This is a genomic window from Streptomyces sp. NPDC026515 (assembly GCF_055567595.1).
The window spans coordinates 20,017-45,953 of record NZ_JBVHQD010000036.1; the positions used below are offsets into that span (position 1 = coordinate 20,017).

General features: G+C 69.6%; 22 protein-coding genes and 1 tRNA gene. 10 read left to right on the forward strand and 13 right to left on the reverse strand.

Features of this window, described 5'->3' with window-relative positions:
• The first annotated feature begins 39 nt into the window (after positions 1-39).
• From ACZ4O3_RS41900 to ACZ4O3_RS41935, 8 genes are all read left to right on the forward strand, one after another.
• A complete protein-coding gene (locus tag ACZ4O3_RS41900) occupies positions 40-1,257 on the forward strand; it encodes a hypothetical protein (protein ID WP_467727614.1) in 1,218 nt (405 codons plus the stop codon).
• Positions 1,258-1,320: 63 nt separating this feature from the next.
• On the forward strand, positions 1,321-2,418 hold the full coding sequence (locus ACZ4O3_RS41905) for a hypothetical protein (RefSeq protein ID WP_362726637.1): 1,098 nt from the start codon (positions 1,321-1,323) through the stop codon (positions 2,416-2,418).
• Positions 2,415-3,557 (forward strand): hypothetical protein, encoded by a 1,143-nt coding sequence (locus tag ACZ4O3_RS41910; protein ID WP_467727616.1) that lies wholly within the window; start codon positions 2,415-2,417, stop codon positions 3,555-3,557. The genes ACZ4O3_RS41905 and ACZ4O3_RS41910 overlap by 4 nt, the downstream gene beginning before the upstream one ends.
• Positions 3,557-4,249, forward strand: coding sequence for a hypothetical protein (locus tag ACZ4O3_RS41915; protein WP_362726632.1), 693 nt, complete (start codon positions 3,557-3,559; stop codon positions 4,247-4,249). The genes ACZ4O3_RS41910 and ACZ4O3_RS41915 overlap by 1 nt, the downstream gene beginning before the upstream one ends.
• A gap of 28 nt (positions 4,250-4,277) precedes the next feature.
• Positions 4,278-4,703, forward strand: coding sequence for an ATP-binding protein (locus ACZ4O3_RS41920; protein WP_362726629.1), 426 nt, complete (start codon positions 4,278-4,280; stop codon positions 4,701-4,703).
• Positions 4,704-4,800: 97 nt separating this feature from the next.
• Positions 4,801-5,667 (forward strand): peptidoglycan-binding protein, encoded by an 867-nt coding sequence (locus tag ACZ4O3_RS41925; protein WP_467727618.1) that lies wholly within the window; start codon positions 4,801-4,803, stop codon positions 5,665-5,667.
• Between the two features lie 27 nt (positions 5,668-5,694).
• Positions 5,695-5,922 carry a hypothetical protein gene (locus tag ACZ4O3_RS41930; RefSeq protein WP_384990644.1) on the forward strand — a complete coding sequence of 76 codons (228 nt, stop codon included), beginning with the start codon at positions 5,695-5,697 and terminating at the stop codon, positions 5,920-5,922.
• A complete protein-coding gene (locus ACZ4O3_RS41935; protein ID WP_362564606.1) occupies positions 5,909-6,172 on the forward strand; it encodes a hypothetical protein in 264 nt (87 codons plus the stop codon). The genes ACZ4O3_RS41930 and ACZ4O3_RS41935 overlap by 14 nt, the downstream gene beginning before the upstream one ends.
• Positions 6,173-6,227: 55 nt before the next feature.
• Here ACZ4O3_RS41935 and ACZ4O3_RS41940 read toward each other — a convergent pair whose 3' ends face one another.
• The 10 genes from ACZ4O3_RS41940 to ACZ4O3_RS41985 form a co-directional block, all read right to left on the reverse strand.
• Positions 6,228-10,127: a DNA-directed RNA polymerase subunit beta' gene (locus ACZ4O3_RS41940; RefSeq protein ID WP_362719895.1), complete on the reverse strand. Its 3,900-nt coding sequence runs from the start codon at positions 10,125-10,127 to the stop codon at positions 6,228-6,230.
• A gap of 102 nt (positions 10,128-10,229) precedes the next feature.
• Entirely contained in the window at positions 10,230-13,715 is a 3,486-nt protein-coding gene (gene rpoB, locus ACZ4O3_RS41945) for a DNA-directed RNA polymerase subunit beta (protein WP_362719898.1), read from the reverse strand.
• Between the two features lie 579 nt (positions 13,716-14,294).
• Positions 14,295-14,678: a 50S ribosomal protein L7/L12 gene (rplL, locus tag ACZ4O3_RS41950; RefSeq protein ID WP_351318980.1), complete on the reverse strand. Its 384-nt coding sequence runs from the start codon at positions 14,676-14,678 to the stop codon at positions 14,295-14,297.
• Positions 14,679-14,814: 136 nt separating this feature from the next.
• Positions 14,815-15,345, reverse strand: coding sequence for a 50S ribosomal protein L10 (gene rplJ / locus ACZ4O3_RS41955; RefSeq protein WP_362719901.1), 531 nt, complete (start codon positions 15,343-15,345; stop codon positions 14,815-14,817).
• Positions 15,346-15,630: 285 nt separating this feature from the next.
• A complete protein-coding gene (locus tag ACZ4O3_RS41960) occupies positions 15,631-16,497 on the reverse strand; it encodes an SCO4651 family lipoprotein (protein WP_467727620.1) in 867 nt (288 codons plus the stop codon).
• Positions 16,498-16,687: 190 nt separating this feature from the next.
• Entirely contained in the window at positions 16,688-17,413 is a 726-nt protein-coding gene (gene rplA, locus ACZ4O3_RS41965) for a 50S ribosomal protein L1 (protein WP_351748951.1), read from the reverse strand.
• A gap of 81 nt (positions 17,414-17,494) precedes the next feature.
• Positions 17,495-17,929 (reverse strand): 50S ribosomal protein L11, encoded by a 435-nt coding sequence (gene rplK, locus ACZ4O3_RS41970; protein ID WP_132857189.1) that lies wholly within the window; start codon positions 17,927-17,929, stop codon positions 17,495-17,497.
• Positions 17,930-18,085: 156 nt separating this feature from the next.
• Positions 18,086-18,979 carry a transcription termination/antitermination protein NusG gene (nusG, locus tag ACZ4O3_RS41975; RefSeq protein ID WP_467727622.1) on the reverse strand — a complete coding sequence of 298 codons (894 nt, stop codon included), beginning with the start codon at positions 18,977-18,979 and terminating at the stop codon, positions 18,086-18,088.
• An 80-nt stretch (positions 18,980-19,059) separates the two neighbouring features.
• Positions 19,060-19,347, reverse strand: a complete 288-nt coding sequence (gene secE, locus ACZ4O3_RS41980) for a preprotein translocase subunit SecE (protein WP_071385039.1) — start codon at positions 19,345-19,347, stop codon at positions 19,060-19,062.
• Between the two features lie 107 nt (positions 19,348-19,454).
• Positions 19,455-19,527, reverse strand: a tRNA-Trp gene (locus ACZ4O3_RS41985).
• A 262-nt stretch (positions 19,528-19,789) separates the two neighbouring features.
• Between ACZ4O3_RS41985 and ACZ4O3_RS41990 the strand changes: the two genes are divergently transcribed.
• Both ACZ4O3_RS41990 and ACZ4O3_RS41995 read left to right on the forward strand, forming a co-directional pair.
• Entirely contained in the window at positions 19,790-21,016 is a 1,227-nt protein-coding gene (locus ACZ4O3_RS41990) for a pyridoxal phosphate-dependent aminotransferase (RefSeq protein WP_362725344.1), read from the forward strand.
• A 136-nt stretch (positions 21,017-21,152) separates the two neighbouring features.
• Positions 21,153-22,193 carry an adenosine deaminase gene (locus ACZ4O3_RS41995; protein WP_362725342.1) on the forward strand — a complete coding sequence of 347 codons (1,041 nt, stop codon included), beginning with the start codon at positions 21,153-21,155 and terminating at the stop codon, positions 22,191-22,193.
• Between the two features lie 12 nt (positions 22,194-22,205).
• Here ACZ4O3_RS41995 and ACZ4O3_RS42000 read toward each other — a convergent pair whose 3' ends face one another.
• The 3 genes from ACZ4O3_RS42000 to ACZ4O3_RS42010 form a co-directional block, all read right to left on the reverse strand.
• Positions 22,206-22,877, reverse strand: coding sequence for a hypothetical protein (locus tag ACZ4O3_RS42000; RefSeq protein ID WP_467727623.1), 672 nt, complete (start codon positions 22,875-22,877; stop codon positions 22,206-22,208).
• Between the two features lie 359 nt (positions 22,878-23,236).
• Positions 23,237-24,292 (reverse strand): UDP-N-acetylmuramate dehydrogenase, encoded by a 1,056-nt coding sequence (locus ACZ4O3_RS42005; protein WP_467727625.1) that lies wholly within the window; start codon positions 24,290-24,292, stop codon positions 23,237-23,239.
• Positions 24,293-24,407: 115 nt separating this feature from the next.
• On the reverse strand, positions 24,408-25,856 hold the full coding sequence (locus ACZ4O3_RS42010) for a DHA2 family efflux MFS transporter permease subunit (RefSeq protein WP_467727627.1): 1,449 nt from the start codon (positions 25,854-25,856) through the stop codon (positions 24,408-24,410).
• Positions 25,857-25,937: the final 81 nt, after the last annotated feature.

Genomic DNA, 25,937 nt, shown 5'->3' on the forward strand with positions numbered 1-25,937 from the left:
CGCCCCTGCCCACGTCGACACACCACGGGAGAACCGCAGATGAACCTCCGCAGCTCATGGGTGGCCGAGACCGGTCAGACCCGCGAGGACACCCGACTGACCCAGCTCGGCGCGACCACGCCGGCCAACCCGCTCGAGGTCCGCTCCGGCATCCTGCCGGGGTCGTACGACGGTCTCTCCCGGCTGTCCGGCCTGTCGCTGGAAGGCGCCTCGGGCGCCATGACGGCGACCGTCCGCGAGGGCCGGGCCGTCATCGCGGGCTCGGCCGCCCAGGGCGCCTACCCGGTCACGCTGTCCGAGCCGACCGCCCTCACCTTCGCCGACGGCGACGCCGCCAACTCCCGGACCGACCTGGTCGTCCTGCGGATCTACGACTCGCTCTACGACAACTCCGGGCAGACCAGGGCAGCCCTGGAGATCGTCCAGGGCACCCCGGCCGCCGTCCCGGCCGTGCCCGCCGCCCCGCCCATCGCGCTGCCGCTCTACCGGGTCACCGTCCGCGCCGGTATCAGCGCCGGCAAGGGCGGCATCAACTGGAGCACCGACGTCACCGACCTGCGCACCCCCACCGTGGCGGTCGGCGGCATCCTGCCGGTGGTCGGCGAGACCGGCAACGGCGCCTACCCCGGCCAGTACCGCGACTCCGGAGGCGCGTTCCAGCGCTGGGACGGCTCGGCCTGGGTGTCGTACCCGAGCGCCCTGGGCGGGATCGCCCCGGCCGGGGCGGTCACCACCGCCGGCTACACCGGGCAGTACCGGGACTCCTCCGCCGGACTGCTCCAGCGCTGGAACGGTTCGGCGTGGGTCTCGTACCAGCCGGTGCCGACCTGGACCGACTACACGCCCGTCTGGCGTGCCGAGACCGGCGCCGCGCCCGTCCTCGGCAACGGCACGCTCGCCGGGGCGTACGCGAAGACCGGCACCATCGTGCACGTCAGGATCTATCTGCTGATCGGTTCGACGACCAACCTCGCCGCCCAGGACGCCAACGCCAACTGGACGTTCTCACTGCCGGCCGTGCCGGTGTCCACCGGGTGGAAGCTGGACGGGCGGGTGCTGACCGCGGTCGCCTACGACCAGTCGGCCCAGCTCTTCTACCAGGGCAGCGGGCTGCTGGCGACGACCAACGGGGGCGTCGTCCGCTCGCTGCGCGACGGCTTCGCCGCCACCACCGCCATCTGGGACAAGTCGGCGCCCGTGACCTGGGGCGCCGGTGACGTGCTGTCCGTCTACGGAACCTACGAGTCCGCCTCCTGACGCAGGCGCGCCGCGCGGCCGCCCCCTCGCCCCCGGCTCCCCCGATCCAGCAAGGAGTTCACCATGCCCGTACGCTCCGGCTGGCTGTCCCCGGACAGCCAGACCCGTGAGGACACCCGGCTCGCCGCCCTCGGCGTCCTCACCCCGACCTCCCCCGTCGCCACCCGCTCCGGCATCCTGCCGGGCTCCCCCGACGGCCAGTACCGCATCTCCGGTTTCACCCTGACGGGCGCCACCGGCACCATGACGGCCACGGTCAGCCCCGGCCGGGCCCTCGTCCAGGGCGCCGACGCGCAGGGCGCCTACCCGGTCGCGCTGACCGAGTACCTGCCCCTGACCTTCACCGACGGCGACGCCCAGTACGGCCGGATCGACCTGGTCGTCCTGCGCGTCTACGACGACGCCTACGACGGCTCCGGTCGCACCGAGGCCACCGTCGAGATCGTCCGGGGCATCCCGGCCGCCACGCCGGCCGTACCCGCGACACCGGCCCTGTCGATCCCGCTGTACCAGGTCGCCGTGGCCAAGGGGGCCGGCGCCGGCGGCAACGCCATCGACTGGACCGGCGCACTGACCGGTATGCGTACCGCCACCGTCGGCCTCGGCGGCATCCTCCCGGTCACCACCGACAGCGCGGGCGGCGCCTACCCGGGTCAGTACCGTGACGTCAACGGCCAGTTGCAGCGCTGGAACGGCACCGCCTGGGCCAACTACCCGGTGCTGCCCGTCTGGCAGGACTGGACGCCGGCCTGGACGACCAGCAGCGGCAACGCGCCGCCCGCGTTCGGCAACGCCGCCGTCAGCGGCCGGTACGTCAAGTTCGGCACGACCGTGCACCTCAACTTCTCGATCACCTTCGGCAGCACCACCGGCTTCGGCGCCGGGGCGACCACCAGTGACAACTGGCGCTTCTCGCTGCCGACCGCGGCCGTCGCGACCCGCCCGCTGATCGGCTTCGCCGAACTCGCCGTCGACGCGCCCAACCGCGTCACGGCCAGGGTCTCGCTGGCGACCAGCACGGCCTTCGAGCTGATCGTCTCCTCCGGGCGGCCCTCCGGCGCCGCCTTCACCAACACCGGCGGCGTGGACTCCCTGACCCCCTGGACCTGGGCGAGCGGCCATGCCGTGGTCGGCAGCGCCACCTACGAGGCGGCCTCATGACCACGTCCGTCAGCACGCCCTACCGGGCGATCTTCTGCGACCTGCTCACCGACAGGACCATCGACATCCTGCCGCTGCGCGATGTCACCGTCGACGACTACATCGGCAAGGCCGGGTCGCTGTCCGGCACCGTCCCGGTCCCCAACGCGGAGGTGGCCGCCCGGGTCCGCAGGATCGAGGAGGGCCGTACCTCGGTCTACCTCCAGCGCGGCACCGACCTGTGGTGGGGCGGGATCATCTGGACCAGCACCCTGCAGAGCGACGACCAGGGCATCCTCACCCTCGGCATCCAGGCGGCCACCTTCGAGTCGTACGCGGGGCGGCGGGTGATCCGGGCGGACACTCCCGCCTACGACCCCTTGTTCAAGCTGCCCTTCACCGACGCCGACCAGCTGGACGTCGCCCGCGGCCTGTGGGACCACATGCAGACCCAGCTCGACGGCGGGAACATCCTCGTCACCTCCGGCACCGAGACCTCCCCGGTGCCGCGCACGATCACCTACCGGGACGGCGACGAGACCTCCTACCAGGACGCGCTGGACGCGCTGGCCGCCCTGGAGAACGGCTTCGAGTACCACGTCAGCGTCTACACCGACCCGGTCACCGGGACCCGGGTACGCCGGCTGGTGCTGGGCTGCCCGCGGATCCAGACCGGCTCCACGCCCCTGGTCCTGGACCGGCCCGGCTCGATCCTGTCGTACTCCTTCCCGCGTGACGCCACCCGCGGCGGCACCACCGCCCGGGCCCGGGGCGCCTCCGTCAACGACGACCAGTCCGCCGAGTCCCGGCCCCTGGCCTCCACGGTCGCCGTCGCCGACCGGCTCATCGGCGCCGCCGGCTACCCGCGCATCGACCTCACCTCCGACCACAACGACGTCAGCGACCCGGCCACCCTGAACGCCCTCGCCCGTACCGAACTGACCGCCGCCACCGGCGCGGTGGTGGTCCCGGAGATCAGCATCCGGCTCGACGACCTGGTGCCGACCGCGCTGCTCGGCCGGACCGCGCGCATCCGCATCACCGACGAGTGGTTCACCGAGGGCCTGGACGCCGGCTACCGGATCATCGGCGTGAAGGTCAGCCCGGCGCAGCGCGGCCGCCCCGACACCGCCGAGCTCTACCTGGAGGAGGCCGCCTGATGCCCCAGCTCCCCGAAGACATCATCGACCGGCTCACCCAGATGGAACGCCGGATCCAGCAGCTGTCCACCGCCGTCAACACCCGGCCGCCGCTCAGCACGGTCTCCGGCTCCCTGTCGGTCGGACCGTCCGGCGGGGCCGCCATCTTCCGGGTCGGCAACTGGAACGGCGGCGAGTACCAGATGGAGCTGCGCCGTCAGACCGGCGAACGCGCCCTGAGCATGTACAACGGGGACGGCACCGCCGGCTCGCTGCAGCCGCTGCGCATCTACGACTCCGCCGAGCGCGAGCTCATCTCCGACGACATCGGAGCCGGCGGCCTGGCCCGGCCCTGGCTGAACATGCTGCCGCCGCAGGACACCGCCCTGTCCCGCTGGCCGCAGACCACCACGACCAGCGGCTTCACGACGGTCGCGATGTCGTACAACGTCGTCTGGCAGCCGAACATGCGCCTGCTGGTCAACACCCGGGCCAGCTCCGGGGCCACCGGTCAGGTCAAGGTGCTGGTCAACGGCGTCCAGTGGGGCGGTGTCGCCGACACCCCGGCGGACTTCGACTACTCGGGCCCGCTCAGCGCCGACTTCGCGTCCGTCTACAACACGCTGCTCAAGGTCGAGATCCAGGCCGTGGTCACCAGCGCGTCCGGCACCGTCTACGCCAGCCCCGTGCTCATGTACGGCCGCCAGACCTGACCCGCTGCCAGGAAAGGACCCCCCTCCCATGGACATCGACACCAGCCAGCCCTGGGGCCTCGCCATCGACTTCGCCGGCCGGGCCACCCTCACCGAGGCGGGCCACACCATCCACGTCAACGTCTCCGACACCAGCCTGAGCGACGTCATCGGCCCGGACTCGATCACCGGCACCTACTCCGCGGTCAACGTCATCGCCCAGTTCACCGAGTCCGGCACCGACAACGCCGTGCTCCGCGGCATCGGCCGGGTCACCGTCCCACCGGTCGGCACGGCCCCGGTGGTCCCCGACCAGACGGCGGTCCAGCGAGCGGTGGCCGCCGCCCTCGCCAACTTCGCCCAGAACACCGCGGCTTACACGGCCCTGTGCGCCACCTGGACGCCCGCCGCCGACGGATCGGGCGACGGGCCGACGGACACGGCCTCCGGGTCCGGTACGGAGACCGGCGCCTGACCGTCCGCCCACCCCACGGCGCGCCCCAGCCGCACCCCGAGCCGCCTCGCGCCGGCCGGGGTTTTTTCATGCCCGCATCCCACCCGGAAGGATCCCGATGGCCACACCCCTCTCCGCCGAAGTCCTCCTTTCCGCTCTCAGGGCCGATGGCGTCACCGTCGTCGAGCACGACGGCTGGCGCACCCACAACAGGGCCGGACACGGTGCCTGGGGCCCGGTGAACGGCGTGATCATCCATCACACCGTCACCTCCGGCACCAGCACCTCCGTCAGCATGTGCTTCAACGGCCGCTCCGACCTGCCCGGCCCGCTCTGCCACGGCGTGATCGCCAAGGACGGCACGGTCCATCTCGTGGGCAACGGCCGCGCCAACCACGCCGGCAGCGGCGACGGCGACGTCCTGCGGGCCGTCGCCGCCGAGAGCGCCTCGCTCCCCGCACCCCACCGGAACGACACCGACGGCAACGCCCACTTCTACGGCTTCGAATGCGTCAACCTCGGTGACGGCAAGGACCCGTGGCCCGCCGTCCAGCTGGAGGCCATGGTCCGGGCGTCGGCCGCGCTGTGCCGGGCGCACGGCTGGAGCGCCCGTTCGGTGATCGGCCACAAGGAGTGGACCAACACCAAGATCGACCCCAAGGGCTTCGCGATGGCCGGCTTCCGCGGCCGGGTCGCGGCCCGGCTGGAAGCGAGGACCCCACCCGGCAAGCCCGCCTACCAGCCCTTCCCCGGTGCCGACTGGTTCCGGAAGCAGCCGAGGTCGGCGGTGGTCACCGCGCTGGGCAGGCGGCTCGTCGCCGTCGGCTGCTCCGCGTACTCCGACGGCCCCGGGCCGCAGTGGACCGAGGCCGACCGGGCGTCGTACGCGAAGTGGCAGCGCAAGCTCGGCTACACCGGCTCGGCGGCCGACGGCTGGCCGGGTGCCGTCTCCTGGGCGGCGCTCAAGGTCCCGTACAGCTCCTGAACGCCCTCCGAAGAAACGAGGCACCCCATGTCAGAGGCCGCCAGGCGGACCCTCCGTACCGTCGTGCAAACCGCTGTCGGCCTGAGCGTCCTGCTGCCGACGGTCGTCGACACCGCCGGCATCCCGGCCACCCTGCCCTGGGCCGCCGGCGCACTGGCCGTCGCCGCCGGCGTCACCCGGGTCATGGCCGAACCCGCCGTACAGCCGCTGCTGCCGTCCTGGCTGCGGACGGGAGGCGCTGATGACCGACGCTGACCCGAACGACCCGATCGCCGTGGCCCTGGAACTGGAGCGGCTGCGGGGCACCCTGGAGGCCGGGTTCGCCCGCGTCGACGGCTCCCTCGCACTGCTGGTCCAGCGCAGCGACCAGACCGACAAGCAGCTCGCCGACCACGAGCAGCGCCTGGACGCCCTGGAGCGGTCGCGCTGGCCGCTGGCCAGTGTCGGCGTGCTGGCCGCCGTCGCGACCGTGGTCGTCGCCGCGCTGGAACTGACGGCACGGTGAGACGCCGAAGGGCGGTCACCCCGCAATCGGGGTGACCGCCCTTCAGAACCCGCTACTACTGGTTGTACGGACCGTAGTCGTAGTCCTCCAGCGGAACGGCCTGGCCGGAGCCCGTGCCGAACGGCGAGTAGTCGATGTCGTCGTAGCCGACGGCCGAGTACATCGCGGCCTTCGCCTCCTCGGTCGGCTCGACCCGGATGTTGCGGTAGCGGGACAGACCCGTACCGGCCGGGATGAGCTTACCGATGATGACGTTCTCCTTGAGACCGATGAGCGAGTCGGACTTGGCGTTGATCGCCGCGTCGGTGAGGACTCGCGTCGTCTCCTGGAAGGACGCCGCCGACAGCCAGGACTCCGTGGCCAGCGAGGCCTTGGTGATACCCATGAGCTGCGGACGACCGGAGGCCGGGTGACCGCCCTCCTGGACCACACGACGGTTCTCGTGCTCGAACTTCGAGCGCTCGACCAGCTCGCCGGGCAGCAGCTCGGCGTCGCCGGACTCGATGATCGTCACACGGCGCAGCATCTGCCGGATGATGATCTCGATGTGCTTGTCGTGGATCGACACACCCTGCGAGTTGTAGACCTTCTGGACCTCGCCGACCAGGTGGACCTGGACGGCACGCTGACCCAGGATGCGCAGCACGTCGTGCGGGTTGGTGGCACCCACGGTGAGCTTCTGGCCCACCTCGACGTGCTCGCCCTCGCTGACCAGGAGCCGGGCGCGCTTCGAGATCGGGAACGCCGTCTCGTCGCTGCCGTCGTCCGGGGTGATGACGATCTTCTTGGTCTTCTCGGTCTCCTCGATCCGCACGCGGCCCTGGGCCTCGGAGATCGGAGCGACACCCTTCGGGGTACGGGCCTCGAAGAGCTCGACGACACGCGGCAGACCCTGGGTGATGTCGTCACCGGCCACACCACCGGTGTGGAAGGTACGCATCGTCAGCTGGGTACCGGGCTCACCGATGGACTGGGCGGCGATGATGCCGACCGCCTCACCGATGTCGACCAGCTTGCCGGTGGCCAGCGAACGGCCGTAGCACATGGCGCAGGTGCCGACGGCGGACTCGCAGGTCAGGACCGAGCGGGTCTTGACCTCGGAGACGCCACGGGCGACGAGCTCCTCGATGAGGACGTCACCGAGGTCGGTGTTGGCCGGGGCCAGCACCACACCGTCGACGACGATGTCCTCGGCCAGCGCACGGGCGTACACGCTGGTCTCGACGTTCTCCGCCTTGCGCAGCACGCCGTCCGCGCCGACCTCCGCGATGTGCAGCTTGAGGCCGCGCTCGGTGCCGCAGTCCTCCTCGCGGATGATGACGTCCTGGGAGACGTCCACCAGACGACGGGTGAGGTAACCCGAGTCGGCGGTCCGCAGGGCGGTGTCGGCGAGACCCTTACGGGCACCGTGCGTGGAGATGAAGTACTCCAGCACCGACAGGCCCTCACGGAAGGACGCCTTGATCGGACGCGGGATCGTCTCGTTCTTCGCGTTCGACACCAGACCGCGCATACCGGCGATCTGCCGCATCTGCATCATGTTTCCTCGGGCACCCGAGTCAACCATCATGAAGATGGGGTTGGTCTTGGGGAAGTTCGCGTTCATCGCCTCGGCGACCTCGTTGGTCGCCTTGGTCCAGATCGCGATGAGCTCCTGCGTGCGCTCTTCCTTGGTGATCAGACCGCGCTCGTACTGCTTCTGGACCTTCTCGTCCTGAGCCTCGTAGCCGGCGACGATCGCCTTCTTCGCCTCGGGGACGACGACGTCGGAGATGGCCACGGTGACACCGGAGCGGGTGCCCCAGTAGAAGCCGGCCGCCTTCAGGTTGTCGAGCGTCGCCGCCACGATGACCTTGGGGTAGCGCTCCGCCAGGTCGTTGACGATCTCGCCGAGCTGCTTCTTGCCCACCGAGTAGTCGACGAACGGGTAGTCCTCGGGCAGCAGCTCGTTGAAGAGCGCGCGGCCCAGGGTGGTGCGCAGCCGGAAGGTGTCACCGGTCTGGTACTCCGGCTCGCCCTCCTCGACAGCCGGCGGGGTCCAGCCGCGCGGCGGGATGGTGCCCACCGGGAAGCGGATGTCGATCGCCGACTGCAGCGCCAGCTCGCCGGCGTCGAACGCCATGGTCGCCTCGGCCGTGGACCCGAACGCGCGGCCCTCGCCCTTGGTGTCGCGCAGCTCGCCGTCGGTGGTGAGGAAGAACAGACCGAGGACCATGTCCTGGGTCGGCATCGTCACCGGACGGCCGTCGGCGGGCTTGAGGATGTTGTTCGAGGACAGCATCAGGATGCGGGCCTCGGCCTGCGCCTCCGCGGACAGCGGCAGGTGCACGGCCATCTGGTCACCGTCGAAGTCCGCGTTGAACGCGGTGCAGACGAGCGGGTGGATCTGGATGGCCTTGCCCTCGACCAGCTGCGGCTCGAAGGCCTGGATGCCCAGGCGGTGCAGGGTCGGCGCACGGTTCAGCAGCACCGGGTGCTCGGCGATGACCTCTTCGAGGACGTCGTACACGACGGTGCGGCCGCGCTCCACCATGCGCTTGGCGGACTTGATGTTCTGCGCGTGGTTCAGGTCGACCAGGCGCTTCATCACGAACGGCTTGAACAGCTCCAGCGCCATCGCCTTCGGCAGACCGCACTGGTGCAGCTTGAGCTGCGGACCCACGACGATCACGGAACGCGCGGAGTAGTCCACACGCTTGCCGAGCAGGTTCTGACGGAAGCGGCCCTGCTTGCCCTTGAGCATGTCGGACAGCGACTTCAGCGGACGGTTGCCGGGACCCGTCACCGGGCGGCCACGACGGCCGTTGTCGAAGAGCGCGTCGACGGCCTCCTGGAGCATGCGCTTCTCGTTGTTCACGATGATCTCGGGCGCACCGAGGTCGAGAAGGCGCTTCAGGCGGTTGTTGCGGTTGATCACACGGCGGTACAGGTCGTTCAGGTCGGAGGTCGCGAAGCGGCCACCGTCCAGCTGCACCATCGGGCGAAGGTCCGGCGGGATGACCGGGACGCAGTCCAGGACCATGCCCTTGGGGCTGTTGGACGTCTGCAGGAACGCGGAGACGACCTTCAGCCGCTTCAGGGCACGGGTCTTCTTCTGGCCCTTGCCGGTGCGGATGATCTCGCGGAGCTTCTCGGCCTCCTCGTCGAGGTCGAAGGACTCCAGGCGCTTCTGCAGCGCCGCGGCACCCATCGAGCCGTCGAAGTACGTGCCGAAGCGGTCACGCAGCTCGCGGTAGAGAAGCTCGTCGCCCTCCAGGTCCTGGACCTTGAGGTTCTTGAAGCGGGTCCACACCTCGTCGAGGCGGTCGATCTCGCGCTGCGAACGGTCGCGCAGCTGCTTCATCTCACGCTCGGCACCCTCGCGCACCTTGCGGCGCACGTCGGCCTTGGCACCCTCGGCCTCCAGCTCGGCCAGGTCGCTTTCCAGCTTCTTGGCGCGGGCCTCGAGGTCGGAGTCGCGGCGGTTCTCGACCTGCTGGCGCTCCACCGAGACGTGCGCCTCCAGGGAGGGCAGGTCGCGGGTACGGCGCTCCTCGTCGACGAACGTGATCATGTACGCCGCGAAGTAGATGACCTTCTCCAGGTCCTTCGGGGCGAGGTCGAGCAGGTAGCCCAGGCGCGAGGGGACACCCTTGAAGTACCAGATGTGGGTGACGGGCGCGGCCAGTTCGATGTGGCCCATCCGCTCACGGCGCACCTTGGCGCGGGTCACCTCGACGCCGCAGCGCTCACAGATGATGCCCTTGAAGCGGACGCGCTTGTACTTGCCGCAGTAGCACTCCCAGTCCCGGGTGGGGCCGAAGATCTTCTCGCAGAAGAGCCCGTCCTTTTCCGGCTTGAGGGTGCGGTAGTTGATGGTCTCGGGCTTCTTGACCTCGCCGTGGCTCCACTGACGGATGTCGTCAGCGGTGGCCAGGCCGATCCGGAGCTCGTCGAAGAAGTTGACGTCGAGCACTATGCGTCAATCCCTCTCAGGGTTGTGAGTCTTTGGTCTGAAACGGGGGCCTGGGGGTCGGCGGGGGCCTCACACGGTGGCGAGGCCCCTACCGGACTCCCGTCAGACCTCTTCGACGCTGCTCGGCTCGCGCCGGGACAGGTCGATGCCGAGCTCCTCCGCAGCGCGGAAGACGTCCTCGTCGGTGTCACGCATCTCGATGGACATACCGTCGCTGGACAGCACCTCCACGTTCAGGCAGAGCGACTGCATCTCCTTGATGAGGACCTTGAAGGACTCGGGGATGCCGGGCTCGGGGATGTTCTCGCCCTTGACGATGGCCTCGTAGACCTTCACGCGGCCGGTCACGTCGTCGGACTTGATGGTCAGCAGCTCCTGGAGGGCGTACGCGGCGCCGTAGGCCTCCAGCGCCCACACCTCCATCTCACCGAAGCGCTGGCCACCGAACTGGGCCTTACCACCCAGCGGCTGCTGGGTGATCATCGAGTAGGGGCCGGTCGAGCGGGCGTGCAGCTTGTCGTCGACCAGGTGGTGGAGCTTGAGGATGTACATGTAGCCGACCGAGATCGGGTCCGGGAACGGCTCACCGCTGCGGCCGTCGAACAGCCGCGCCTTGCCGGACGGGAGGACCAGGCGGTCACCGTCGCGGTTCGGGATGGTGTGCTGCAGCAGACCCGCCAGCTCGTCCTCGCGGGCACCGTCGAACACCGGGGTGGCGACGTTGGTGCGCGGGGCGACCTGGTCGGCGCCGATGACCTGGAGCCGCTGGGCCCACTCGTCGGCGAGGCCGGAGACGTCCCAGCCGCGGCTGGCGAGCCAGCCGAGGTGGATCTCCAGGACCTGTCCCGGGTTCATTCGGGACGGGACACCCAGCGGGTTGAGGATGATGTCGACCGGGGTGCCGTCCTCCAGGAACGGCATGTCCTCGATCGGCAGGATCTTGGAGATGACACCCTTGTTGCCGTGCCGGCCGGCGAGCTTGTCGCCGTCGGTGATCTTGCGCTTCTGCGCCACGTAGACGCGGACCAGCTGGTTCACGCCCGGCGGGAGCTCGTCGCCCTCTTCGCGGTCGAAGACGCGGACGCCGATGACCTTGCCGATCTCGCCGTGCGGGACCTTCAGCGAGGTGTCACGGACCTCACGGGCCTTCTCACCGAAGATCGCGCGCAGCAGGCGCTCCTCCGGCGTCAGCTCGGTCTCACCCTTGGGCGTGACCTTGCCGACGAGGATGTCACCGGCGACGACCTCGGCACCGATCCGGATGATGCCGCGCTCGTCGAGGTCGGCGAGGACCTCCTCGGAGACGTTCGGGATGTCCCGGGTGATCTCCTCGGGGCCGAGCTTGGTGTCACGGGCGTCGACCTCGTGCTCCTCGATGTGGATCGAGGAGAGGACGTCGTCCTGCACGAGGCGCTGCGACAGGATGATCGCGTCCTCGTAGTTGTGACCCTCCCACGGCATGAACGCCACGAGCAGGTTCTTGCCGAGGGCCATCTCGCCGTTCTCGGTGGCCGGACCGTCGGCCAGGACCTGGCCGGTGATGATCCGGTCGCCCTCGTTGACGATGACCTTCTGGTTGACCGAGGTGCCCTGGTTGGACCGGGAGAACTTGGCCAGGCGGTACGTGATGTACGTGCCGTCGTCGTTGGTGGTGGTGATGTAGTCCGCGGAGACCTCCTGGACCACACCGTCCTTCTCGGCCTTGACCACGTCACCGGCGTCGACGGCGGAGCGGTACTCCATGCCGGTGCCGACGAGCGGGGCCTCGCTCTTGATGAGCGGCACGGCCTGGCGCATCATGTTCGCGCCCATGAGGGCACGGTTGGCGTCGTCGTGCTCGAGGAACGGGATCATGGCGGTCGCGACCGACACCATCTGGCGCGGCGAGACGTCCATGTAGTCCACGTCTTCACCGGCGACGTAGTCGACCTCGCCGCCACGGCGGCGGACCAGGACGCGGTTCTCGGAGAAGCGCAGGTCGTCGTTGAGGCCGGCGTTGGCCTGCGCGATGACGAATCGGTCCTCTTCGTCGGCGGTCAGGTAGTCCACCTCGTCGGTGACCTGGCCGTCGACGACCTTGCGGTACGGGGTCTCGACGAAACCGAACGCGTTGACGCGACCGTAGGAGGCGAGCGAGCCGATCAGACCGATGTTCGGGCCTTCGGGCGTCTCGATCGGGCACATACGGCCGTAGTGCGAGGGGTGCACGTCACGGACCTCGAAGCCGGCCCGCTCGCGGGAGAGACCACCCGGGCCAAGAGCCGACAGTCGGCGCTTGTGGGTGAGACCCGACAGCGGGTTGTTCTGGTCCATGAACTGGGACAGCTGGCTGGTGCCGAAGAACTCCTTGATGGAGGCGACGACCGGCCGGATGTTGATCAGGGTCTGCGGCGTGATCGCCTCGACGTCCTGGGTGGTCATGCGCTCGCGCACGACGCGCTCCATACGGGCCAGACCCGTACGGACCTGGTTCTGGATGAGCTCGCCGACGCTGCGCAGGCGACGGTTGCCGAAGTGGTCGATGTCGTCGGTCTCGACGACGATCGAGCCGCCGCTGTCGCCGACCGTCTCGGTCTCGCCGGCGTGCAGCTTCACCAGGTACTTGATCGTCGAGATGATGTCCTCGACGGTCAGGATGCCGGCGTCCAGCGGAGCGTCCGCACCGAGCTTCTTGTTGACCTTGTAGCGGCCGACCTTGGCGAGGTCGTAGCGCTTCGGGTTGAAGTACAGGTTCTCCAGGAGCGTCTGCGCGGCCTCACGCGTGGGGGGCTCGCCCGGACGCAGCTTGCGGTAGATGTCGAGCAGCGCGTCGTCCTGGCCCTGGGTGTGGTCCTTCTCCAGGGTGGCGCGCATCGACTCGTACTCGCCGAACTCCTCGAGGATCTGCTCGGTGGTCCAGCCGAGCGCCTTGAGCAGGACGGTGACCGACTGCTTGCGCTTGCGGTCGATGCGGACACCGACCATGTCGCGCTTGTCGATCTCCATCTCCAGCCAGGCACCCCGGGAGGGGATGATCTTGGCCGAGAAGATGTCCTTGTCGGACGTCTTGTCGATCGAGGAGTCGAAGTAGACACCGGGTGAACGGACCAGCTGCGACACCACGACACGCTCGGTGCCGTTGATGACGAAGGTGCCCTTGTTGGTCATGAGCGGGAAGTCGCCCATGAAGACCGTCTGAGACTTGATCTCGCCGGTCTCGTTGTTGGTGAACTCGGCCGTGACGAAGAGCGGGGCGGCGTACGTGAAGTCGCGCTCCTTGCACTCGTCGATGCTGTTCTTCGGCGGCTCGAAACGGTGGTCGCGGAACGTCAGCGACATCGACCCGGAGAAGTCCTCGATCGGGGAGATCTCCTCGAAGATCTCCTCCAGACCGGACTTGGTGGGGACGTCCTGACCTGACTCCAGAGCCTCCTCGACCCGACTCTGCCAGGCGGTGTTGCCGAGCAGCCAGTCGAAGCTCTCGGTCTGCAGCGCGAGCAGGTTGGGAACCTCGAGAGGCTCCTTGATCTTTGCAAAGGAGATGCGCAGCGGGGCGGTGCTGGCGCCGTTGTTCATATTCGCGTTCGAGGCAGTGCGCGAGGCGGCCAAGAGGGGGTCCTTCCGAGGGCTCGGACTCACTACGCGCTCCCCGGTCCCTTCCCGGACACAGAGACGGAAACCCCAGTTCAGAGGAGGTTCGGTCGTCGGCATTCGGGTGAGGGCAGACCCCTGGTGACGGGCAGGGGACAGCTAACAGGCAGCGCAAAGGGTCAGTGTAGCCACTTGGCACACTGATGTCCAGTCTCCATTTTCTGAGACCCTCATCATCGTCAACGCCTGCGTCATCCCTGCCCTCAACGCACGTTCATGCTGCCCTCTTCAACGCACGTTCATACTGCCCTCTTCGTCGCCGATCCATGCCTCGGATTCGGACCGTTCTGGCGACGCGTCCTGAGAATTGCGCGCTGCGTGCGGTTCGTCAAGGCCCCGCTGCGCAAACCCGGTGCGCCAGGGACACGACGAAGATCACCATACCCCCCGCCGGAGCGGGTGCAAGGCAACCGTGGTCGGCCTCCCGGGAACGCCGAAGAGCGACCACCCGGATGGATGATCGCTCTTCGCGGTCCGCGCGTTACAGGCCCGAGGGGCGTGTTTCAGCGCACAGAGGTCTGCGCGACCTCAGAGGCCTTACTTGACCTCGACGGAGGCGCCGGCGCCCTTGAGGGACTCGGCGGCCTTCTCGGCGGCGTCCTTGGCGACCTTCTCGAGGACGGGCTTCGGGGCGCCGTCCACGAGGTCCTTGGCCTCCTTCAGGCCGAGCGAGGTGAGCTCACGCACGACCTTGATGACCTGGATCTTCTTGTCGCCGGCACCGGTGAGGATGACGTCGAACTCGTCCTTCTCCTCAGCGGCCTCGACCGGGGCGCCCGGGGCGGCGGGGCCCGCGACGGCGACCGCGGCGGCGGCGGTGACGTCGAACTTCTCCTCGAACGCCTTCACGAACTCGGAGAGCTGGATGAGGGTCATGCCCTCGAACTCGGCGAGCAGTTCGTCCTGGGTGAGAGCCACGATGGCTTTCCTTCCACTAATTTCGGCTGGTGCCGGATGTACATGTCTGGCGGGCGTACGTTCGGCCCGCTACGACCTCTGCCTCAGGTGCTTCGCTTGCGACGGCGAACCTCAGGCGGCGGTCATTTCGGGAGCCGAATTACTCGGCACCGCCCTGCTCGTCCTGCTTGGCACGGAGCGCGTCCACGGTGCGGACGAGCTTCGAGGGAAGCGCCTGGAAGAGCTGAGCAGTCTGCGTCTGCTTGCCCTTCATGGCGCCCGCCAGCTTGGCGAGCAGAACCTCGCGGGACTCGAGGTCCGCAAGCTTCTTGATCTCGTCGGCGGACAGCGCCTTGCCGTCAAGGACACCGCCCTTGATGACGAGGTTCGGGTTGTCCTTGGCGAAGTCACGAAGACCCTTCGCCGACACCACCGGGTCACCGGTGACGAAGGCGACCGCCGTCGGACCGTTGAACAGGTCGTCGAGCGTCGAGATCCCGGCCTCGTTGGCCGCAATCTTGGTCAGCGTGTTCTTCACCACGGCGTACTGGGCGTTCTCACCGAGCGAACGGCGCAGCGTCTTGAGCTGCGCCACGGTGAGACCCCGGTATTCGGTCAGCACGGCGGCGTTCGAGCTGCGGAACTGCTCCGTCAGCTCGGCTACCGCGGCAGCCTTGTCGGGCCTTGCCATAGAGCGTCGGCCTCCTTCCGGGTGATGAGGACCGCTCAGAAGGGGCTGAGAAAACGAAACGCCCCGGCGCAGGCGCACGGGGCGTAGCTCGACCGATCACACACACCTGAGCATGTGTCCCGGGAACACTTCCACAGTCACCTGCGCGGGTCGTCCGCGGTTCAGCGGATCCTTCGGCCACCGCGCCCTCTTACGAGCACACGGCAACGACCAGCGGTCTTTGGCTTCTCCAGGAGAGTACGGGACCGGTGCACTGTCGAGCAAATCCGCTCCGAACGGCCGCTCTCACGAGGTCGATCCGGTGCCGCCCTGCTTCTTCAGCAGGGTCCTGAAGTCCTCGGTGTCGCCGGCCGGCGGCTGCTCGGCGGCGACCGGCACGCCGTAGTCGCTGTAGTAGGCGGTCTGGGCCATCGCGCCGCTCGCCGTGGCGGCCCTCTCGACCTTCTTGACCAGCAGGTTCTTGTCGTCGACCCAGATGTCGACGGTCTCGGTGCCGACACCGGCCTCGGTGAGCTGGCCGCGCAGTTCGCTCTCGCCGCTCAGGTCGGAGACGCTCACCGTGCCCGAGTAGTGCGTGGTGTGCACGCCGGAGACCTGCTCCTCGCCCGTCCTGCGTACGTCCCCGGAGGCGAGCAGCAGCCGCACCGACCGGTTGGGCGTGGTGTTGCGCATCAGGTCGGTCATCATCGCGCCCGAGCCGCCGCCCAGGGTCGCGAGGTAGTCGTAGGGGTACTTGATCCAGTGCTTGCCGCCCAGCTTCCGGGCGAAGGCGGGACCGACCTTGGCGTAGTAGGCGTCGTGGAGGTAGCGGGTCTCCAGGGACGTCGAGTCGAGCCTGCGCATCAGGTCGGCGGTGCTGCCTCCGGTGTAGGTGATGGTCAGCGTGCCGGTGAGGCCGTCCGCCCAGCCGAGGGCACCCTCGGCCCTCGTGGACATCAGGGAGCCCAGGGCCGTGGTGGAGCGGACCCGCACCGACCGGGCCCGCTGCGTGGACCGCTCGGCGGAACGCAGGGCGGCCAGGGCGCGGGCGTGGTGCGCGCTGCCGCCGCTCCCGGTGTCCGGGCCGGACGAGGAGGTGCAGGCGGCCGCCCCGGTCAGCGTGATCGCCACCGCTATCGCCGGGACCACCCGGCGCACCCTCGGCCTCGTCATCTCGGCCCACCCCCCTACGACTCCCGCACCCCCGACGCTAACCCAGGCCACCGACAGCCGGGGCCGAGGTCCTGCGACGCGGGAGCCCGCGCGGCCGGGAAACGGGACGGGCCCCGCAACCCTCCGGGGTTGCGGGGCCCGTCCTGGTGGTGACGCGTCCCTGACGCGGCTGCCGGACCGAGCGCGGGGCTCAGACGGCGGCCGGGTCCTCCTCGGTGAGGAGGTTGCGGGTGCGGTTCGAGTCGACCGGAATGCCGGGGCCCATCGTGGTGCTGATGGCGGCCTTCTTGATGTAGCGACCCTTGGCCGCGGACGGCTTCAGACGGAGGATCTCCTCCAGCGCGGCGCCGTAGTTCTCCACCAGCTTGTCGTCGTCGAAGGACGTCTTGCCGATGATGAAGTGCAGGTTCGAGTGCTTGTCGACGCGGAACTCGATCTTGCCGCCCTTGATCTCGGTCACAGCCTTGGCGGTGTCCGGGGTCACGGTGCCGGTCTTCGGGTTCGGCATCAGACCACGCGGGCCGAGGACGCGGCCGAGGCGGCCGACCTTGCCCATGAGGTCCGGGGTGGCGACGACGGCGTCGAAGTCCAGACGGCCCTTCGCCACCTCGTCGATCAGCTCGTCGGCGCCGACGATGTCGGCGCCCGCGGCACGCGCGGCCTCGGCACGGTCACCGGTCGCGAAGACCAGGACCCGGGCGGTCTTACCGGTGCCGTGCGGGAGGTTCACGGTGCCACGGACCATCTGGTCGGCCTTGCGCGGGTCGACACCCAGGCGGAAGGCGACCTCGACGGTGCCGTCGAACTTGGTCGTGGAGGTCTCCTTGGCGAGACGGACGGCCTCGAGCGGGGCGTACAGCTTCTCCCGGTCGATCTTCTCGTCCGCAGCGCGAAGGGCCTTGCTGCGCTTGCTCACAACTTGCTCCTGTGGGTTCTGAAGGAGTCGTGGTGTACGGGCCGAGCAGGCCCTACCACGGTGGTTCTACGAAGGTGGGGATCAGCCCTCGACCGTGATGCCCATGGAACGGGCGGTGCCGGCGATGATCTTCGACGCGGCGTCCAGGTCGTTGGCGTTCAGGTCGGGAAGCTTGGTCTGGGCGATCTCCCGGACCTGCTCCTGGGTGATCTTGGCGACCTTGGTCTTGTGGGGCTCGCCGGAGCCCTTCTCGACACCGGCGGCCTTGAGGATCATCTTCGCGGCCGGCGGGGTCTTGGTGACGAAGGTGAAGGACCGGTCCTCGTAGACCGTGATCTCGACCGGGATGACCCAACCGCGCTGCGACTCGGTCGCGGCGTTGTAGGCCTTGCAGAACTCCATGATGTTGACGCCGTGCTGACCGAGCGCGGGGCCGACCGGCGGGGCCGGGTTCGCCGCACCGGCGTTGATCTGGAGCTTGATAAGCCCCGTGACCTTCTTCTTCTTGGGAGGCATAGCTCTCCGGGTCCTTTCCATTCGGGTCCTGCCCGCACCCGGGGACCACCCGGACGCAGGCATACCGCACAACGATAACGGGTATGGATGCGCGGCCAAAAACCGAGCAGGTCAGGCGAGGCCTGACCTGCTCGGAAGTGCGATCTCCAGAAGGGACTAGTTCTTCTGGATCTGGTCGAAGGACAGCTCCACCGGCGTCTCCCGACCGAAGATCTCCACCAGACCCTTGACCTTCTTGGAGTCGGGGTTGATCTCGTTGATCGTCGCCTGCAGCGTCGCGAACGGACCGTCGGTCACCGTCACCGAGTCGCCCACCTCGAAGTCCAGCACCTGGACCTCGACCTTGCGCTGCGGCGCCGGCTTGCCCTCGGCCTCCGCCGCCTCGCGCGCCGCCTTCTCCTCGGCCTCCGGCGCGAGCATCTTGACGATCTCGTCCAGGGTCAGCGGGTAGGGGTCGTAGGCGTTGCCGACGAAGCCGGTGACACCCGGGGTGTTGCGGACGACACCCCAGGACTCGTTCGTCAGGTCCATGCGGACGAGCACGTAACCGGGCAGCTTGTTCTGCTTGATGGTCTTGCGGTCGCCGTTCTTGATCTGGACGACCTCTTCCTGCGGCACCTCGGCCTGGAAGATGTAGTCCTCGACGTTCAGCGAGACGGCGCGCTGCTCCAGGTTGGTCTTCACGCGGTTCTCGTACCCGGCGTAGGTGTGGATGACGTACCACTCGCCCGGCAGCAGGCGGAGCTCCTCGCGGAGCGCCTGGACGGGGTCGACCGGCTCGGCGGGCTCTTCCGCGACGGCCTCTTCGGCCTCGTCGGCGTCTTCCTCGGCGTCCTCGTCGGTCTCTTCCGACTCCTCCGCGCCGACAGCCTCGTCCTCGTCCTCGACGTGGACCGCGGTCTCCTCGGCCGGCTCCCCCAGTTCGGCCTCCGCAGCCTCGAACTCGTCCTGCTCGTCCGCGCCCTCGACGATGTCGAGCTCGTCGTCGACCGTCTCGGCCGCCTGCCCGCGGGGCTCGGTGGCGTCGTCGTTCAGGTTCGGGTCAGACACGATGGCTGCTTCTTCCTGGATACATAGGGGTGGAACATGCGAAAACGGGCGCCGGTACCACGGCGCCCTTCGCTCTGTGCTCAGCCGAAGACGTACTTGGCAGCGTGGTTGAGTCCATAGTCAATCACGGTCACCAGAGCGATCATGATGGCGACGAAGAAGATCACCACGGTGGTGTACGACGTCAGCTGGTTACGAGTCGGCCAGACGACCTTGCGGAGCTCCGCGATGATCTGGCGGTAGAAGGTGGCAAGGCGCTTCAGCGGGCCCTTCTTGGCACGCTTACCGCCCTTGCGGGCCTTCTTCTTGGACTCCGACACCTCGTCCTGGGCATCAGGCGTATCGATGGAGCCCACGGCGTCCGTCATTCATCCTCACCTGATCCCGGGTCGTGGCCGTGCCGCGCCCGGTCCTGAGCCGCACGGCGGTGCAATACTTGTACGTACATGCGCACACATCCTGGCGGTGTGTGTAGCAGGGCCGGAGGGACTTGAACCCCCAACCGCCGGTTTTGGAGACCGGTGCTCTACCAATTGAGCTACGACCCTTTGCTGTGTCCACCAACGTACCGCATCCGGCCGAGTGCTCGGAGTGCACTCGCTCGGTCGCGCCCGCTGAAGGCCAACGAGGAGTGAGTGTACGTGGTCCACGGCGCCGCGTCGAACAGAAAGTGGCAGTCCGGGGCGACCGTACGGAAGATCGTCCTGGCCGCGGCCGGGATTCGGACGCTTGTTCACGGCCTGGCCCGTGGTTGTTCAGTCTGTGAAACCGGCGTGCCACGCAGGTTTCCGGTCTGAAACGATGGACCCCATGAGCGCTGCAACCCCTCCCACCGAGCGCCGGGTCTCCGCCCGAGTCGGCGCGATCTCCGAGTCCGCCACCCTCGCCGTGGACGCCAAGGCCAAGGCCCTGAAGGCCGCCGGACGCCCGGTGATCGGCTTCGGCGCCGGTGAGCCCGACTTCCCGACCCCGGACTACATCGTCGACGCCGCGATCGAGGCCTGCAAGAACCCGAAGTACCACCGGTACACGCCGGCCGGCGGTCTGCCCGAGCTGAAGGCCGCGATCGCCGCGAAGACGCTGCGCGACTCCGGTTACGAGGTGGACGCGGGCCAGGTCCTCGTCACCAACGGCGGCAAGCAGGCGATCTACGAGGCCTTCGCCGCGATCCTGGACCCGGGCGACGAGGTCATCGTCCCCGCCCCGTACTGGACGACGTACCCGGAGTCGATCCGGCTGGCCGGCGGTGTCCCGGTGGAGGTGGTAGCCGACGAGACCACCGGCTACCGCGTCTCCGTGGAGCAGCTGGAGGCGGCGCGCACGGAGAAGACGAAGGTCGTGCTCTTCGTCTCCCCGTCGAACCCGACCGGCGCGGTCTACAGCGAGGCCGAGACCGAGGCGATCGGCCGCTGGGCCGTCGAGCACGGCCTGTGGGTGCTGACCGACGAGATCTACGAGCACCTCGTCTACGGCGACGCGAAGTTCACCTCGCTGCCGGCGATCCTGCCCGAGCTGCGCGACAAGTGCGTCGTCGTCAACGGTGTCGCCAAGACGTACGCGATGACGGGCTGGCGGGTGGGCTGGGTCATCGGCCCCAAGGACGTCGTCAAGGCGGCCACGAACCTCCAGTCGCACGCCACCTCGAACGTCTCCAACGTGGCGCAGGTCGCCGCCCTGGCCGCCGTCTCCGGCGACCTGGCGGCCGTGGCGAAGATGCGCGAGGCCTTCGACCGGCGCCGCAGGACCATCGTGCGGATGCTCAACGAGATCGACGGCGTGGTCTGCCCGGAGCCCGAGGGCGCCTTCTACGTGTACCCGTCGGTCAAGGGGCTGCTCGGCAAGGAGATCCGCGGCAGGCGGCCGGCCTCCTCGGTGGAGCTGGCCGAGCTGATCCTGGAGGAGGCCGAGGTCGCGGTCGTACCCGGTGAGGCCTTCGGCACGCCCGGCTACCTGCGGCTGTCGTACGCGCTCGGTGACGAGGACCTCGCCGAGGGCGTGAGCCGCATGCAGAAGCTGCTGGCCGAGGCGCAGGACTGACCTCTTTTTTTCCGCGCTGCACGCGCGCGTGCGGGCCGTCTCCCTCCGGGGGAGGCGGCCCGTTCGCGTGTGCGAGCAAGGCCACTAAAGGGGAATCGGCTACCGGTGCACCGGTCGTGTGCGGCAGGATCCTGGAATGGAGCACGTACGTGATGTCACTGAGCTGCCGAAGGCTCACCTGCATCTGCACTTCACCGGTTCGATGCGGCCGGCAACCGTCCTGGAGCTGGCCGACAAGTACGGTGTACGCCTTCCCGAGGCGCTGACCGACGCCCTGACCAGCGGCGAACCACCCAGACTGCGGGCCACCGACGAACGCGGCTGGTTCCGCTTCCAGCGGCTCTACGACGCCGCGCGCTCCTGTGTGAGAGAGCCCGAGGACATCCGGCGACTGGTCCGGGAGGCCGCCGAGGAGGACGTCAGGGACGGCTCGGGCTGGCTGGAGATCCAGGTGGACCCGACGTCGTACGCACCGCGCCTGGGCGGGCTGATCCCGGCGCTGGAGATCATCCTGGACGCGGTGGAGACGACGTCCCGGGAGACGGGCCTCGGGATGCGCGTCCTGGTCGCCGCGAACCGTATGAAGCACCCTCTGGACGCGCGCACGCTCGCGCGGCTGGCCGTGCGGTACGCGGACCGCGGTGTGGTCGGCTTCGGGCTCTCCAACGACGAGCGGCGGGGCATGGCCCGGGACTTCGACCGGGCGTTCCACATCGCGCGCGAGGGCGGACTGCTGGCGGCCCCGCACGGCGGCGAGCTGACCGGGCCGGCGTCGGTACGGGACTGCCTGGACGATCTGCACGCCTCCCGGATCGGGCACGGTGTGCGGGCGGCGGAGGACCCGAGGCTGCTCCGGCGTCTGGCGGACCGCGGCATCACCTGCGAGGTGTGTCCGGCCTCCAACGTGGCCCTCGGCGTCTACGACAAGCCCGGGGACGTCCCGCTGCGCACGCTGTTCGAGGCGGGCGTCCCGATGGCGCTGGGCGCGGACGACCCACTCCTGTTCGGCTCCCGTCTGGCCGCCCAGTACGACATCGCGCGCGTGCACAACGGTTTCACGGACGCGGAACTGGCGGAGCTGGCCCGGCAGTCGGTACGGGCTTCGGCGGCGCCGCAGGACGTGAAGGCGAGGCTCCTGGCGGGCGTCGACGCATGGCTGGCCGCCCCGGCGTCCTGATCGGCCTCTTCGTCAGGGCCTTCGGAAGTGGGCGTAGGGCGGGTACGCCTTGAAGCAGACCAGGACCTCGACCGGGTGCCCGCCGCCGGGCGGCTGCCTCAGCCCCCACAGTCCCGACACCAGTGCCGCCTGCCCCTCGGACACCCTCTTCTGACGCGGCCCCCAGCCGGCCGCGCGGGCGAGCGACATGGCGGCCTCGGCGAAGACGTCCCGGCTGCCGAAGAGGCAGAACGTGCTCGCGTGGACGGTGTGGCGCAGCTCGTCCCGGCGGTCGGTGTGCCGCTGCCGGGCGAGCAGGCCTGCGGCGTCCCGCGCGGTGCGCGCCTCGTCGGTGCGGACGGTGAGCGGGACCCCGTCGCCCCGCCGCAGCCGTCGGCGCAGCCCGGGCCACCGCGAGGCGCGCAGGCCGAGCGAGCCGTGGGCCAGGACGAGATCGACGAGCGGCCCTCGGCCCTCGTCGGGCGGCACCCCGTCCCGCAGGGGCACGTGGACGATCGTGTGCGGTGAGTGGGCGGCGAACGAGAACAGCCCCGCGAGCCGGCTGAGCCCGTCGTGGTCGCCCATGAGGGTGCCGACAGGCGCGGGCCGGCGCAGGGAGGTGTGGCGCAGGGGCTGTCGGGGCTGGACGACCCGGCGCTCGTGCGGGCCGGTGCGGGGCCGGAACTCGCGGAGTCTCAGCCGCATGGGGCGTGCCTCATGGCATCAGGGTCGCGGGCCGCGGGGCTCCTCGGCAACGGAGATTCCGTCGAGCAGGGTGCTGACGAGCCGGGCGGCGAAGGTGTCCGGCGGCGGGCGTCCGCCGGTCGGGGCGCCTCGAAGGCGAAGCCCCGCTGGACGCGGGCGCCGAGCAGCGCCGAGCAGCAGGGAGGCGGCGGCGAAGGTGCAGGCGCCCCTACCGCACGGTGATCGGCGGCTTCCCGGCGAAGGGCAGCTTCATCGCCCGGGCGGAGGTGGCCCAGGCGATGAACCAGCGGGTGGGTGGTGTGGCGTACTGAAGTCCCACGCGAGCGGGGGCGCCGTACCGCCCACGGCCGGCAGGGCCGCTACAGACTCACTCCCACGGTCACCGGCTCGTTGACGAGCGTCACGCCGAACGCCCGGTGGACACCCGCCACAACCTCCCGTGCCAGCTCCAGCAGGTCCTCGGTGGTGGCCCCGCCCCGGTTGGTCAGCGCCAGCGTGTGCTTGGTGGAGATCCGGGCCGGCCCGCTGCCGTATCCCTTGGCGAACCCGGCCTTGTCGATCAGCCAGGCCGCCGAGGTCTTGGTACGCCCCTCCCCGGCCGGGTAGGCGGGCGGCTCGGCCCCGTCCCCGAGCCGCTCGCGCACGCGCGCATGGAAGTCGGCGAGCTGCGCGTCCGTGAGGATCGGGTTGGTGAAGAAGGATCCCGCCGACCAGGTGTCGTGGTCGTCGGGGTCGAGCACCATGCCCTTACCGGCTCGTAGTTCGAGCACGGCCTCGCGGGCGCGCGCCAGCGGCGCCCGGTCCCCCTGATCCACTCCGAGGGCCCGCGCGGCCTCGGCGTACCGCACCGGCGCCGACAGCCCGCCGGCGTCCTCCAGCCCGAAGCGCACCCGCAGGACGACGTACCGGTCGGGGTCGGCCTTGAACCGGCTGTGCCGGTAGGAGAACACGCACTCCTCGTTGGTCAGTGTCACCGTCTCGCCGGCCCGCCGGTCGTAGGCGACGACCTCGGTGATGGTCGAGGAGACCTCCTGGCCGTAGGCACCGACGTTCTGGATGGGCGTGGCGCCGGCGGACCCCGGGATCCCGGCGAGGCACTCGATGCCCGCGAGGCCCGCCTCGACGGTGCGGGCGACCGCGTCGGTCCACACCTCGCCGGCCGCCAGCTCCAGCGTCGTACCGCGTGTTTCGAAACCGGTGGTGGCGATGCGCAGGGCAGTGCCGTCGAAGCCCTTGTCACCGATGACCAGGTTCGAGCCGCCGCCGATGACCAGCAGCGGGGTCCCGCTGTCGTCGGCCTCGCGGACGGCGGCGATCACCTCCGCGTCGGTGGTCGCGGTGACCAGCCGGGTGGCGGGGCCACCGAGCCGGAAGGTGGTGAGGGGGGCGAGGGGGGCGTCGTGGAGTTCCTGCACGCGCCCAAGACTACGAGACGCCACCGGCACTCCCTCCGTCACGCAGCGCACGCGCGCGTGGGGCCCGTCTCCGCCGGACGGGAACCCCACGCGCGCGTGCGGTCGGTCGCTGCCGTCAGTTGCCGACACCCTCCAGAACCGGGGCCGACTCCCCCGCGGTCACCGTCCGCGTCGCACGACGCCGGCCGGGGATGCACAGGGCGGCGATCCCGGCGAGGGCGACCACGGCCGAGCCGGTGACCAGGGCGGGCCGCAGCCCGTCCACGAAGCTCTGGGCGCTCTCGTAGCCACCCTGGGCGGCGAAGATCGACGACATGACGGCGATGCCGAGCGCGCCGCCGACCTCGCGCAGCGCGTTGTTGGCACCGGAGGCGATGCCCTGTTCCTGCGGGCGTACGGCGGACATCACCAGGTTGGCGGCGGGGGCGAAGTACAGCGCCATGCCGATACCGCTGATGATCAGACCGGGCAGCTGGACACCGTAGGAGGCATGGGCGGTGACCACGGAGGCCATGTAGCCGAGCCCGGCGGCCTGCAGGAAGAGTCCGGCGGCGGCGACCGGGCGGCCGCCTATCCGGTCGGAGAGGATCCCGGCGATCGGCGCGACGAGCATCGGCATGCCGGTCCAGGGCAGCATCCTGAGGCCCGCCTCGGTGGGCGAGTAGCCGAGGACGCCCTGCATGTACTGGCTGAGCAGGAAGATCGAGCCGAACATCCCGAGGAACATCAGCAGGCTGGCCGCGTTGATCCCGGAGAAGGCGCGGGAGCGGAAGAGCCGCATCGGCAGCATGGGGTTCTTCGCGCGGCTGCCGTGGACGACGAAGCCGACAAGCAGGGCGCCGCCCGCGAACAGTCCGGTCAGTACGAGGGAGCTGGTCCAGCCGTCGGCGGGGCCGCGCACCAGGCCGTAGACGATCCCGAAGAGTCCGCCGCTGGCGAGCAGGGTGCCGGGGAAGTCGAGCGGGGCGCCGGTGCCGTGGGACTCGGCGAGACGGAGCCGGGCGAGGGGCAGCAGCGCGAGGCCGAGCGGGACGTTCAGCCAGAAGATCCAGTGCCAGGACACGTGTTCGGTGAGGCTGCCGCCGATGAGCGGCCCGGAGGCGACCGCGAGCCCGTTGACGGCCCCCCAGATACCGTAGGCCATCCCGCGCCTGGCCTCCGGCACGGCCGCCGTCAGCAGGGTGAGCGTCAGCGGCATCATCACGGCCGCGCCGACGCCCTGCACCGCGCGGGCGGCGATCAGGGAGTCGATACCGGGTGCCATGGCCGCGGCGGCGGAGGCGCCGGTGAAGACGGTGAGTCCGGCGAGGAAGAGCCGGCGGCGGCCGAAGCGGTCACCGAGGGCCGCGCCGAACATCAGCAGGACGGCGAAGGTGAGCGTGTAGGCGCTGACGGTCCATTCGAGGTCGTCCAGCGCGCCGCCGAGGTCCTTGCGGATGGAGGGCAGCGCGGTGGTGACGACGAGGTTGTCGAGGGCCGCCATGAATCCGGCGACACTGGTGATGACGAGCGCCCATGCGGCGCCCCCCTGACGTGCGGTCTGCTGTGCGGTCTCTTGTGACATCGCTCCCCCAGAGCGTGTGTGACAGTCGCTTAGTTATTGATCACTAATTTTTGGGCCCATGAAGAGGCCCGCAAGGAAGCG